Raw genomic sequence first — 13,125 nt, 5'->3', positions numbered from 1 at the left:
TGGACGTGAGTCGGGTTCTGCAAGTGTCTGCGTGGCTCAAAAGACCGTTGTGATGACCTATTCCTGCTCAACAGCTTGCTCCCTTTACCCATCCTGACCCCATGCTCCCTTGATTCTGCACCTGGACCTATTTATCCCGCCGGTATCAGTCCTGAGTGAGGTTAAACTCTCTTTTGCCCCTGCTTTGTGATGACTCGGTACTGACCACGCCGATGAGGCGTCGCGCGAAGAGTCTGGCGTGAAATGCGAAAGGGCCGTCATACAGTGGATAAGCCCGCTGATGTCCACCATCATGAAGATCCAGATGCGCCAGCTTTAATACTGGCTCGAGGTGCTTATCGTTAAGGATTTTCTTGGTTGCTCCATAAAGGGAGCTATCACAGAGCGCTACTCTTGCCTTCCCCACCGACCCCTCTAATCCTTGTAGCGTTAAGTCACGGGCTAAGATCTGGAGGGGGGCTCACTCATATCCACGGCTATTGGGCATCGAGCCATTGGCATATAAAGGCGGCGATAGCGGAAGGATGGTTCAGATTGAGTTGAGGCACGGGGACGTTTAAGGGCACATCGCTGGCGATCGCCAGAGTGTCATTATCGATCAAATCAGCCACATTATGACCCGTATCCTGCCTATACAGGACGATTTTGGGGATCTTCTCGCGGCGAAAGCCTTCGACCAGCACCAGATCGAGCTTTGTATGATCCATTCTGCTCGCCAGCCACGCAAGATCAGGTTCTGACTGATCCGGCGTTTCCGTCATCAATGCCCAGCGTTTTGCGCTCGCGACCAGCGTCTGATCAGCCCCCGCTTTGCGGAGGCGATAACTATCTTTCCCCGGTGTATCGATATCCATCTCATGGTGCGTATGTTTAATCATGCCGACGCGAATACCAGATGCTTTGAGTAAGGGAATTAACTGCGTTAACAATGTCGTTTTTCCGGTACCGCTGTATGCGGCGATCGCCAGAAGCGGTACGGCGCTACTCATCTTTTAGGTCCTCTCGCCAATCAGCAAGTTCTTCTGGCGTATTAATATTGCGAAATGCCTTACGTTGATCGCCGAATGACACGGGTTGCACATCAATGTGATTGAGAAACAGCATCAGTTTGCGGTCACCCTTCGACAGAAAGGCCTCAAGCGCGCGGGTCTGGCTTTTATTGATAAGAAGTAACGTCGGATGGTCGCGTTCGCCGTCGGTCGCATAGGCCGCGGGATGATGTCCAATGTGCTGTTGTAAACGAGAGACGAGATTTAACGGTAGCGCTGGCACATCACAGGGAGCAAAAAGCGCCCATTCGCTTTCCATGAGGGCTAATCCCGAGTACATCCCCGCTAACGGTCCGGCAAATTGGCGGTTAATATCACCGATCACCGGATACCCGCTTTGCTGGTAACGTTCATGGTGCCGGTTGGCATTGATGAGTACGTTATCCACCTGGCTGACCAGCCGTGTTAAAACGTGTTGATACAGCGGAATGCCCTTCAGCAGGAGCAGACCTTTATCGTGGCCGCCCATCCGCGAGGATTGTCCGCCAGCCAGAATGATTCCCGTGATCATGATGTGTTGACCTGAAAATAAATGATGCTGACTGAGGGAAAACAATGGCGTAACGCCAAGCGCTTTCCTCATACTAAGTACACGACTATTAACGTTGAGTATGGAGAACCGACCATGAAATGTCATCGCGTGAATGAGTTAGTTGAACTGCTGCACCCGGCCTGGCAGCAGGAACCTGATTTGAATTTGATGGAATTTTTACAAAAACTTGCAAAGGAAGCAGGGTTTGAGGGGGCGCTAGGGGATCTGACTGATGATATCCTTATCTACCATTTGAAAATGCGTGGCTCCAACCAAGATCAACCGATCCCAGGGTTGCAGAAAGACGTAGAAGTGGATTTCAAAACGGCGATCCTGCGAGCCCGTGGAGTCATCAAAGACTAATGAAAAGCTCGTTTTTCGCGTCGATGCGCGCGTACGCCTTTTGCAACGGGAGCGTTAAACGCAATGCATGATGCTGTATTCAATTTTCATACCCTGTCGCCCGACGTCATCATGGATGCGCTTTGGTCTGCAGGCGTACGCGTCGACTCCGGATTAATCGCGCTCAATAGCTACGAAAACCGGGTATACCAGCTTAGCGATGAAGATCGTAAGCGCTACGTGGTCAAATTCTACCGTCCTCAGCGCTGGAGCAAGGCTCAGATCGACGAAGAACATCAGTTTGCTGCTGAACTGGCGCAGGACGAAGTGCCGGTTGTTGCGCCTTTGGCGCTGCAGGGGGAGACCTTGCATGAGCATGATGGCTTTTTCTTTACCGTCTTTCCCAGCGTAGGGGGAAGGCAGTATGAAATGGATAACGACGACCAGCTGGAAGGGGTTGGTCGTTATTTGGGACGTATTCATCAAACTGGTCGTAAACGCGATTTCGCCGCGCGGCCGACTATCGGCCTACAGGAGTATCTGTATGAGCCGTTTGATGAGTTATCCCGATGCGCTTTGATACCAGCTTCGCTGCGGGAAACCTTTCTGAACGCGACCAATCGTCTGATTCAAGAAGTGAAACGCTGCTGGCATGACGACTCGACGTCGGCCCGACTGCACGGAGATTGCCATCCCGGCAACATTCTGTGGCGTGACGGCCCTTTGTTCGTTGATTTGGATGATGCCCGCAACGGACCCGCCATTCAGGATTTGTGGATGCTTTTGCACGGCGAGCGGCGTGAGCAGCGAATACAGCTGGATATTCTGTTGGACGCTTACAGCGAGTTTTCTTCTTTCGATGAGAAGGAACTGGCACTCATCGAGCCGTTGCGAGCGATGAGAATGATTCACTATCTGGCCTGGGTTGCCCGTCGTTGGCAAGACCCTGCGTTTCCAAGGAGCTTTCCCTGGATGCAGGATGCCGATTTCTGGTCGAAACAAGCCTCCACCTTTGTCGAGCAGGTTAAGCTGTTGCAGGAACCGCCTTTGCAGCTGACGCCGATGTACTAAAGTTAACGGAGAAAAGAGTGATATGAAGAAAGTATGGCTAACACTGATTGGTGTCATCATGGCGTTCAGTGCTTCCGCTGCGGATTTCACCGAGGGGAAACAGTTTGTCACGCTGGATAGAACCGCGACGCAGGAGCCGCAGGTCCTGGAATTTTTCTCTTTCTATTGCCCGCATTGCTATCAGTTTTCCCAGATTTATCACATCCCTGATGCGATACAGAAAGGGTTGCCGGCTGGCACTAAAATGGTTAAGTACCATGTGGATTTCCTGGGGGACTTGGGAAAAAACCTGACGGAAGCGTGGGCGGTCGCTATTGCCTTGGGTGTTGAGGATAAAATCAGCCCGCTCATGTTTGATGCGGTACAGAAAAACCAGACGGTGCAGAAACCGGAAGATATTCGTAACGTCTTCATCTCTGCTGGGGTTAAAGGGGAAGACTACGATAGCGCGCTTAATAGCTTCGTCGTGAAATCTCTGGTGGTTCAGCAGGAAAAAGCAGCGGCGGATTTACAGCTGCGCGGGGTTCCGTCTCTGTTTGTGAACGGCAAATATATGGTTAAGAACGACGGTCTGGACACCAGCTCAATGGACGTTTACGTCCAGCAATATGCTGATGTCGTAAAATTCCTGATTTCTAAAAAGTAATTTAAGTCGACGCCATAAGGTGAGAGCCGTATGGCGTCGGTTTTTCTGAAAGCGAATCTTTTGGCAAAAATAACCGCGTGAAATTGAGTTTTATTTTCATAGGTATCCACAAATTATATGTTTTCCGTTAACGACAAGTGAATACAAGTTTCTATTTTAGTTAACTGATTTTGCTTAACAATTTAATTACCCCTCGCGATATTTATTCTCCTGTTAATTATTTAAGTATTTCTATGCACAAACTTATCCACAGGAGTTTCTGCGATACGTCACGAAAGCGTTGCCGTATTGACGCGTTATTATTCGTCTCTTCTTGTCACCTATGGCATGCTTATATGATGGCTGGAAATAACAATTGAAACAGATTATGGCTCAAATAGCAGACAACCCTTTAATTCTTGTCGACGGTTCATCTTACTTATACCGCGCCTATCACGCTTTCCCTCCGCTGACGAACAGTGCAGGCGAACCTACCGGGGCGATGTACGGCGTGCTGAACATGCTGCGCAGCCTGTTGCTTCAATATCATCCCAGCCACGTTGCGGTTGTGTTTGATGCGAAAGGAAAAACCTTTCGTGATGAGCTGTTTGAACATTACAAATCTCACCGTCCCCCGATGCCGGATGACCTGCGGGCTCAGATCGAGCCGTTGCATAAAATGGTCAGGGCGATGGGCCTGCCGCTGTTAGCGGTTTCGGGCGTGGAAGCGGACGATGTCATCGGCACTCTGGCTCAGCAGGCTGAGTTGAAGTCGACGCCGGTGCTGATCAGCACCGGTGATAAAGATATGGCGCAGCTGGTGACGCCCAACATTACTCTAATCAACACCATGAACAACGCTATCCTGGGTCCTCAGGAAGTGTGTGACAAATATGGTATTCCGCCGGAACTGATGATCGACTTCCTTGCGTTGATGGGCGATGCCTCCGATAACATTCCCGGCGTGCCGGGCGTGGGTGAGAAAACGGCTCAGGCGCTGCTGCAAGGGCTGGGCGGTTTGGATACGCTGTACGCCAATCTGGATAAAATCGCCGATCTTTCCTTCCGCGGCGCTAAAACCATGGCGGCTAAACTGGAACAGCATAAAGAGGTGGCTTATCTCTCTTACCAGTTGGCTACCATCAAAACTGACGTCGAGCTGGAGCTGAGCTGTGAACAGCTGGCGGTCACCGAGCCGCAAGTGGACGAGCTGAGTGAGCTGTTCAAGCATTATGAGTTCCGGCGTTGGCAGATTGAACTGGAATCAGGCGTCTGGTTGCAGGGCAAAAAGAGTCCGGTCGCAGCGAAAAACAAACCTGCAGCGGTTGAAGAAAAAAGTGTGGCGGCGGTTGAGCGCTCACTGTCGCAGGAAGGCTATGTCACCATTTTGGATGAGAAGACGCTCGAGACGTGGATCGACCGTCTGAAGTCTGCTGACGTTTTCGCGTTCGATACTGAAACCGACAGTCTGGACACGTTGAGCGCCAATCTGGTCGGTATCTCATTCTCTGATAAGCCGGGCGAGGCCGCCTATCTGCCGTTGGGTCACGATTATTTGGATGCTCCGGAACAGATGACGTGCGACAGAGCGTTGGAACTGCTTAAGCCGCTGCTGGAAGATCCTGCCGTACTGAAAGTTGGTCAGAATCTGAAGTATGACCGCGGCGTGCTGGCCCGCTACAACATTGAGTTGCAGGGCATGGCGTTCGACACGATGCTGGAATCTTACGTATTGGATAGCGTGAGCGGCCGTCATGATATGGACAGCATGGCATCACGTTACCTGCAGCATAAAACTATCTCGTTTGAAGAGATCGCCGGCAAAGGCAAAAACCAGCTCACCTTTAATCAAATTCCGCTGGAACAGGCGGCGGTGTATGCGGCGGAAGACGCCGATGTCACGCTGCACTTGCACCAGAAGCTGTGGGAAAAACTGGAAAAAGAGCCTGAGCTACGAAACGTTTTTGACAACATTGATATGCCGCTGGTGCCGATTTTGTCGCGCATGGAACGCAATGGCGTATTGATTGATGCCGGCATTCTTGCCGAGCACTCCAAAGAGTTAACGAAGCGGCTTGCGGAGCTTGAAGTTGAAGTTCATGAGCTGGCTGGCGAGCCTTTCAACCTCTCCTCTACCAAGCAGTTGCAGCATATCCTGTATGAAAAACTGCAGCTGCCCGTCAGGAAGAAAACCCCGAAAGGAGCGCCGTCCACCAACGAAGAAGTGCTGGCGGAACTGGCGTTAGATTATCCGTTGCCGAAGCTAATTCTCGAGTACCGCGGCCTGTCGAAGCTGAAATCCACCTATACGGATAAGCTGCCGGTGATGATCAACCCGCTGACGGGAAGGGTGCACACGTCCTATCACCAGGCGGTGACGGCGACCGGTCGATTGTCTTCCAGCGATCCCAACCTGCAAAACATTCCGGTGCGTAACGAGGAAGGACGACGTATCCGCCAGGCGTTTGTCGCTCGCGAAGGCTACAGCATTGTCGCGGCGGACTATTCACAAATCGAACTGCGTATCATGGCCCATCTCTCACGGGATACCGGACTGCTGCGGGCCTTCTCCGAAGGATTGGATATTCACCGCGCCACGGCGGCGGAAGTCTTTGGTTCTTCGTTGGATAAAGTGACGTCCGAGCAGCGCCGCAGCGCCAAGGCGATTAACTTTGGCCTCATATACGGTATGAGCGCCTTTGGTCTGTCTCGACAGCTCAATATTCCGCGTTCTGAATCTCAGAAATACATGAATCTCTACTTCGAGCGTTATCCGGGCGTTCAGGAGTATATGGAGCGCACGCGTGAGCAGGCGGCTGAACAGGGTTATGTTTCTACGCTGGATGGTCGACGCCTCTATCTGCCGGAGATCAACGCCCGAAACGCCATGAGCCGTAAGGCGGCGGAACGTGCGGCGATCAACGCACCGATGCAGGGGACGGCGGCGGACATCATTAAGAAAGCAATGATCGCCATCGACGGTTGGTTGCAGCAACAGGACGAACCGTTGGTGACCATGATCATGCAGGTTCACGATGAATTGGTGTTCGAAGTGCATGACTCCGTGCTGGAGCAATCCAAGGCGAAAATCAAGGCGTTGATGGAAGGATGCATGAAGCTGGATGTGCGCTACGGGTGGATGTGGGAACCGGTATTAACTGGGATCAGGCACACTAATACATCTCTCTTTCCTGACTGAAATCGTTCGATTCCGCCTGCCCTTGGGTCGACCTGGGGCAGGCAAACCTGCCTAATTAATGCCCGTAATTCATCGTGTTATCTAGTGTGGTGGTGGACAAACTTGAGTCAATTTCATCAGAAAATGGCCCGTTTTGTAATTAAGCTACAAGATCATGCGGCGATGTCCGCTTTTATGGCGATGCTTTACGCAATGCGTGAAAGTAAACAACAAAAAAATCTTTGTAGCCGTAAAAAAATAGGGTAGAGTTATTTCCGTAGGGTACAGAGGTAAGATGTTCTATCTTTCAGACCTTTTACTTCACGTAATCGGATTTGGCTGAATATTAGCCGCCCCGCTCGGTTTTCTGAGCGGGGCGTTTTTTATTGGGTCGCTGAAATACTGACCGCGATGGGGAGTCATGCCGGCGGACTTTATGCCCGTGATATCAGGGTATTATTCGCCTGATCAGGAAAATCTTCGTACGGGGTTCCGTTGAACCAGCTGTCCAGTTTCTCGCTCAGCTTATCTACGCCGCTCTTTTTCAGGGAGGAGAACGTTTCCACCTGAATATCGCCCATCAGCGGCAGTATGGCTTCACGCACCATGTTCAGCTGCGCTTTGCGCGCGCCCTGAGCCAGCTTGTCGGCCTTGGTCAATAGAACCAGCACAGGTAGTTCAGCGGCAACCGCCCACTCCAGCATCTGTTGGTCGAGATCCTTGAGCGGATGACGGATATCCATCAGCACCACCAATCCCTGCAAGCATTGACGTTTCTGCAGATATTCGCCCAAGGCGCGCTGCCATTTCCGCTTCATTTCTTCCGGCACTTCCGCGTAGCCGTAGCCGGGCAAGTCCACCAGTCGTACGCCGTCGACCACCTCAAACAGGTTGATCAGCTGAGTGCGCCCTGGGGTTTTACTGGTTCTGGCCAGGCTTTTCTGATTGGTTAGCGTATTAAGAGCACTGGACTTTCCGGCGTTTGAACGTCCAGCAAAGGCGACTTCAATACCGCTATCTGCGGGCAAATGGCGAATGTCCGGGGCACTGGTAACGAAATGGGTCACCTGGTAGTTGTATTGATGGGTCACAATCTTCGTCTCTGTCTGGATTAATAGTTACTCAGCGATTATACCTGTAACTTGCCGTGGCTGTGGTCTTTATCTGTATCGTCACTTTGACGACGTCAGCGTAATATTGTGAAAAAATAAAAGCCTCTTCCGTGAAGTTGGGTGCTTTTTTATTCGTACGCTTTCTGCTAGATTCCGCCGCAATTCCCTACATTCTTAATAATCTGAGAGCGATGCCATGAAACAGCCATTCAAACGGCCGGGCGGTAAGGCCGCCAAACCTAAAATCAAAAGAAAAACCCGTGAAGAATTGGATACCGAAGCTCGTGCACGCAAGCGTCAGAAAAAACGCCGTGGACTGGCTGCGGGAAGTCGCGCCCAGGGTGGAAACGATAACAAGACGACCTCCGGGCTGGGAAAAGTTGTCGATCCGCGTATTGGCAGTAAGAAAAAGATCCCACTGACCACGGCTGATGCCGCGCCGGTTTCCTCTATTCCTGAGCCGGAACTGGAGAAAAAAGTGGTGCTGTCTCCTGAAGCCGAGCTGGAAATGCTGGAAAACGATCCGCGACTGGACGAACTGCTGGATCTGCTCGAGAAAGGGGAAACGCTTTCAGTGAAAGACCAGTCTTGGGTTGATGAGAAACTCGACCGCATCGATGCACTGATGGAGCAGCTGGGCATTGAGTTGGGCGATGACGAGGACGATGAAGAAGAACCTCAGGAAGATATGCTGCAGTTGCTCAAACGGAATAACCCTAAAGACGGATATTGATGTTTAAAGGGCTGTTTCTGATTTTAACCTTGCTGGTTATGTGTTTTTTGCTGAGTCTGTTGGCTAAACTGTGGTGTCTGTCGAACAGGAAGACGCGATTGCTGCGACGCAGCCTGTCTTCCCGACAGCAGCCAATACCGCAGAGACGGTCAGGCAATAAACGATACCGCAAGGAGTAAGCAGCAATATGTCTGGAACGAGCATCGATTGGGATCTGGAGCTGATACAAAAGTATAATTATTCCGGACCCCGCTATACGTCTTACCCTACCGCGCTGGAATTCACCGAAAGCTACGATGAATCCGCTTTTCTGCAAGCGGCCGCTCGTTACCCCGAGCGACCACTTTCCCTGTATATCCACATCCCGTTTTGCCATCGTCTGTGCTATTTCTGCGGGTGCAACAAGCTGGTGACGCGTCAGCTGCATAAGGCGGACGAGTATCTGGATGTCCTTGAACTGGAAATTCGTCAGCGGGCGCCCCTGTTCGCCGGACGAACGGTCACTCAGATGCATTGGGGCGGCGGAACCCCGACGTTTCTGAATGCAAAACAAATCACCCGATTAATGGCGCTGTTGCGCGAGCAGTTTACGTTTGACGCTCATGCGGAGATGTCGCTAGAGATAGACCCGCGTGAAATCGAGTTGGATATCGTGGATCACCTGCATCAGGAAGGGTTCAACCGCCTGAGCATGGGGGTACAAGACTTCAATAAAGAGGTTCAGCGATTAGTCAATCGTGAACAGGATGAAGCGTTTATCTTTGCCCTGATCGAACGGGCCAAGGCGCTTGGGTTCGCCTCCACCAATATCGATTTGATTTACGGCCTGCCGAAACAGACGCCGGAGAGTTTCGCCTATACACTGCAACGCGTGGCGGAGTTAGGTCCGCACCGGTTGAGCGTGTTCAACTACGCCCACCTCCCGACGCTATTTGCCGCGCAGCGGAAAATAAAAGAGGCGGATTTGCCTGGCGCCGAGCAGAAGCTGGATATTTTACAGCAAACAATTCATGACCTGACCGCCTCGGGCTATCAGTTCATTGGTATGGATCATTTCGCGCGTCCCGATGATGAGTTAGCTGTGGCGCAGCGCGAAGGGAAGCTGCATAGAAACTTTCAGGGCTATACGACGCAGGGCGAGACCGATTTGCTGGGAATGGGCGTTTCCGCGATTAGTATGATCGGTGATAGTTATGCTCAGAATCAGAAGGTTTTGAAGGACTACTACACTCAGGTGCAGACCCAGGGCAACGCGCTGTGGCGCGGTGTGCAGCTGACGCGTGACGATTGCATTCGTCGGGACGTCATTAAAACGCTGATCTGCAACTTCCGGCTGAGCTACTCCGCGATAGAAATGGATTATCAGATCAATTTTGATGATTATTTCTCAGAGGATCTGACCTTGCTGGAGCCGATGGTGGCGGATGGTCTGATCGAGGTGACGTCTCGGGAGTTGATTGTGACGCCGAAGGGACGCTTGCTAATCCGTAATATTTGCATGTGTTTCGACATCTATCTGCGCAGTAAGATGCGAACTCGCCAGTTTTCTCGGGTGATATAAGTCCTGATAGAAACAAAAACAGCCGCTAAGCGGCTGTTTTTATCTTTCCTGCCAGCGTGAACCCACGATGATGGCCTGCGGGATCAGCTAAAAAAGTTAATCAAGGCGGCACACAACACGGCTGCGATGGCCGTCTGCGGGGAGTGTCCCACCGCATTGCCCATTTCAGCGCCGTGTGACAACGCCGAAAAAAGTGATTCCAACATGGTTACATTCTCCTGTCAGCGCAGTGATCATACTGCTAGTGATGATCATGTAAAGTATAAAATGACGACAATAATACCTGCGCTGAGATGCCCCTTTCCCGCTCCCCCGACCGACTAAAAAGCCGATAAGAAGAGCGGCAATCCGACTACTCCATCCCCAACTCTTTCAGTTTGCGTGTAAGCGTATTACGCCCCCAGCCCAACAGACGCGCGGCTTCCTGTTTATGCCCCTGTGTGTGACGGAGCGCGGTCGTCAGCAGCGTTCTCTCCATTTCTGGCTGGCTTCCGCCAACAGGTTTTGATGACCGGAACGCAACGCCCGGTCAGCCCATTGCGCCAGCAGGGTTGCCCAGCTGTCTGGCTGAACATGTACCGTGGCGTCAGGCGCGGTGGTTTCAAACAGCTCCGGCGGCAAATCCTGAATCAGCACTTCCTGACCCGCAGCCATGACGGTCAACCAACGGCAGGTATTTTCCAGCTGGCGGACGTTGCCAGGCCACGGCAGACGCGTTAGCGCCGCTTCCGTCTCGGGATGCAGGTTCTTCGGTTCAACGCCCAGCTCCTTGGCGGTCGCCTGCAGGAAGTAGCGGGCGAGGCGAGGAATATCTTCCCGACGCTCCCGCAGCGGCGGCAGATGTACGCGAATGACGTTCAGGCGATGGAACAAATCTTCGCGAAATTTGCCTTCCTGTACTCGCAGCTCCAGATTCTGGTGGGTTGCAGCAATAATCCGGACATCAACTTTGACCGCCGCATATCCCCCTACGCGGTAGAACTGCCCATCGGCCAGTACGCGCAACAGTCGAGTCTGCACATCCAACGGCATGTCGCCGATTTCATCCAGAAACAGCGTACCGCCATCGGCCTGCTCAAAGCGGCCCTGGCGAATCTGATTCGCGCCGGTGAAGGCGCCTTTCTCATGGCCGAACAGCTCTGATTCGATCAAATCCTTGGGGATGGCGGCCATATTCAGCGCGATGAAAGGGGCTTTAGCGCGAGGGCTGTGGCGATGCAACGCATGCGCGACCAGCTCTTTACCCGTACCGGATTCCCCGTTGATCAAGACGCTGATGGAAGAGCGCGAAAGGCGTCCTATGATCCGGAAAACGTCCTGCATTGCGGGCGCTTCCCCGATGATATCCGTCGTCGGCCCGCTGATCGGCTGATTACGGACCGGTTGCTGCTGTTCCATGTAGTGGCTGATGGCGCGTTCGACTAGCGCAACCGCTTCATCGATATCGAACGGTTTGGCAGGTAGTCGAAAGCACCCTGCTGATAAGCGCTGACGGCCGCATCTAAATCGGAATGCGCCGTCATAATAATGACCGGCAGCATGGGGTGGCGCTGTTTAATTTGTTGCAGCAGGGCCAGCCCGTCCATTCCCGGCATACGGATATCGGAAAGCAGTACATCCGGTGTTTGCGTGGATAATGCGTTTAATACCTGATTCCCGTTATCAAACGTCGCGCAGGTTAAGCCGGCTCCTGTGAGCGCGCGTTCGAGCACCCAGCGGATGGAGCTATCGTCGTCGACAATCCAGACTATCCCTCGTTGCATCATGGACCTCACTGGCGGATGGCAGATAGACCGAAAATTCGGTGTGACCTGGCCAACTGTTAAATTCAATTTTACCGGAGTGTTGATCGATAAGATTACGGGCGATCGACAATCCTAGTCCGGTGCCCCCTTCGCGTCCGCTTACCATCGGATAAAACAAGGTATCTTGTAAATGAGCGGGGACACCCGGGCCATCATCTGCAATATCGATACGGGCCACTAAACGATAGCGGACGCCGTGCAGCGTGAGCTGGAAGGCCGTGCGGGTACGGATGGTGATGGAACCGCCTTCTTCACCCAACGCCTGCAATGCGTTGCGGGTGATATTCAGCAGGACCTGTTCAATCTGATCCGGGTCGTGCATCAATTCCGGCAGGCTGGGGTCGTAATCCCTGACCAGCGTGACGTTATCGGCTTTTTCCAGTGAAACCAGCTGGAAGACGCGCTCCGCGACCTGATGAATACTTTGCGTGACGTGCAGCCCCGGTTGCTGCGGCCCTAACAGACGATCGACCAGATTACGCAAGCGATCCGCCTGTTCGATAATGACTTTGGTATATTCCGTCAAAGACGGGTCGGGCAGTGCTTTGGACAGTAGCTGCGCCGCGCCGCGCAAGCCTCCCAGCGGGTTTTTAATTTCGTGAGCAAGACCACGAACCAAATCTCGTGCCGCCAGCTGCTGCGCGTGTTGTAGCTGCTCCTGGCTGAGTTTGCGCTGGTTATCCATCGGCGCCATTTCCATCAAAATATAATCATTCTGAATACGCTGCGCCGTTAGCGACATGATGTGGCTCTGCCGTCCACCACGATGGTGACTTCGTTATCCGTAAAGCCCTGCCCGGAGTTGAGGCTTTCCAGCATCAAATCGATATTTAGCGAGAAATAGCCAAGCAGTTCAGGCAATGGCGTTCCCGATAGTTTCCGCGAGCTTTGCGCCAGTAGTTGTTGGGCTGCTGGGTTCGAATAATGGATCGCCAGATTTTTATCCAGCAGTAGGATGCTGTTAATTAAAGAATTGAGGATCTGCCCAGCATCGGGCAGCGTGCCTGTTGCCATAACGCAGACTCCTGCACTTTTTTAGTGCGTTACATTCTGGATTGATAAATATTGCTTAGCAACCGTACGATGCCGCGCGGAGAAAAAAGCCCATCCGAAGATG

10 protein-coding genes and 3 pseudogenes are annotated in these 13,125 nt (G+C 52.4%); 7 read left to right on the top strand and 6 right to left on the bottom strand.

The window, feature by feature from the left end; all coding sequences use genetic code 11:
* Positions 1 to 476: 476 nt before the first annotated feature.
* Both mobB and mobA read right to left on the bottom strand, forming a co-directional pair.
* Complete coding sequence (gene mobB / locus AU509_RS16350) at positions 477 to 989, bottom strand: molybdopterin-guanine dinucleotide biosynthesis protein MobB (RefSeq protein ID WP_094118832.1); 513 nt, start codon at positions 987 to 989, stop codon at positions 477 to 479.
* Positions 982 to 1,560: a molybdenum cofactor guanylyltransferase MobA gene (mobA, locus tag AU509_RS16345; protein WP_094118831.1), complete on the bottom strand. Its 579-nt coding sequence runs from the start codon at positions 1,558 to 1,560 to the stop codon at positions 982 to 984. The genes mobB and mobA overlap by 8 nt, the downstream gene beginning before the upstream one ends.
* A gap of 114 nt (positions 1,561 to 1,674) precedes the next feature.
* On the opposite strand from mobA, the gene AU509_RS16340 reads away from it, so the two are divergent.
* The 5 genes and pseudogenes from AU509_RS16340 (at position 1,675) to AU509_RS19150 (ending at position 7,140) form a co-directional block, all read left to right on the top strand.
* Positions 1,675 to 1,944, top strand: coding sequence for a YihD family protein (locus AU509_RS16340; RefSeq protein ID WP_085652541.1), 270 nt, complete (start codon positions 1,675 to 1,677; stop codon positions 1,942 to 1,944).
* A gap of 63 nt (positions 1,945 to 2,007) precedes the next feature.
* Positions 2,008 to 2,994: a serine/threonine protein kinase gene (locus AU509_RS16335; protein ID WP_085652536.1), complete on the top strand. Its 987-nt coding sequence runs from the start codon at positions 2,008 to 2,010 to the stop codon at positions 2,992 to 2,994.
* Positions 2,995 to 3,016: 22 nt separating this feature from the next.
* Positions 3,017 to 3,640 (top strand): thiol:disulfide interchange protein DsbA, encoded by a 624-nt coding sequence (dsbA, locus tag AU509_RS16330; protein WP_085652535.1) that lies wholly within the window; start codon positions 3,017 to 3,019, stop codon positions 3,638 to 3,640.
* A 367-nt stretch (positions 3,641 to 4,007) separates the two neighbouring features.
* A pseudogene (gene polA / locus AU509_RS16325) lies at positions 4,008 to 6,796 on the top strand (DNA polymerase I).
* Positions 6,797 to 7,092: 296 nt separating this feature from the next.
* Complete coding sequence (locus AU509_RS19150) at positions 7,093 to 7,140, top strand: spot 42 RNA, inhibition of DNA synthesis (protein WP_071892919.1); 48 nt, start codon at positions 7,093 to 7,095, stop codon at positions 7,138 to 7,140.
* 91 nt (positions 7,141 to 7,231) lie between these two features.
* Here AU509_RS19150 and yihA read toward each other — a convergent pair whose 3' ends face one another.
* Positions 7,232 to 7,888, bottom strand: coding sequence for a ribosome biogenesis GTP-binding protein YihA/YsxC (gene yihA, locus AU509_RS16320; protein WP_303393921.1), 657 nt, complete (start codon positions 7,886 to 7,888; stop codon positions 7,232 to 7,234).
* 217 nt (positions 7,889 to 8,105) lie between these two features.
* On the opposite strand from yihA, the gene yihI reads away from it, so the two are divergent.
* Together yihI and hemN are read left to right on the top strand one after the other, a co-directional pair.
* Complete coding sequence (gene yihI / locus AU509_RS16315; RefSeq protein WP_085652533.1) at positions 8,106 to 8,642, top strand: Der GTPase-activating protein YihI; 537 nt, start codon at positions 8,106 to 8,108, stop codon at positions 8,640 to 8,642.
* Positions 8,643 to 8,829: 187 nt separating this feature from the next.
* Positions 8,830 to 10,203: an oxygen-independent coproporphyrinogen III oxidase gene (hemN, locus tag AU509_RS16305; RefSeq protein ID WP_094118829.1), complete on the top strand. Its 1,374-nt coding sequence runs from the start codon at positions 8,830 to 8,832 to the stop codon at positions 10,201 to 10,203.
* Positions 10,204 to 10,286: 83 nt separating this feature from the next.
* Here the strand turns inward: hemN and AU509_RS18035 are convergent, their stop codons facing one another.
* The 3 genes and pseudogenes from AU509_RS18035 to glnL form a co-directional block, all read right to left on the bottom strand.
* The gene (locus AU509_RS18035) at positions 10,287 to 10,409 is read right to left on the bottom strand and encodes a YshB family small membrane protein (RefSeq protein ID WP_139171511.1); all 123 of its coding nucleotides are present in this window, start codon (positions 10,407 to 10,409) and stop codon (positions 10,287 to 10,289) included.
* Positions 10,410 to 10,555: 146 nt separating this feature from the next.
* Positions 10,556 to 11,966: pseudogene (glnG, locus tag AU509_RS16300) on the bottom strand (nitrogen regulation protein NR(I)).
* Positions 11,929 to 13,022 (bottom strand): annotated as a pseudogene (glnL, locus tag AU509_RS16295) (nitrogen regulation protein NR(II)). The pseudogenes glnG and glnL overlap by 38 nt, the downstream one beginning before the upstream one ends.
* Positions 13,023 to 13,125 lie beyond the last annotated feature (103 nt).

Source organism: Lonsdalea britannica (assembly GCF_002111595.1).
Classification (GTDB): domain Bacteria; phylum Pseudomonadota; class Gammaproteobacteria; order Enterobacterales; family Enterobacteriaceae; genus Lonsdalea; species Lonsdalea britannica.
This window is presented reverse-complemented; position numbering and strand designations above follow the sequence as displayed.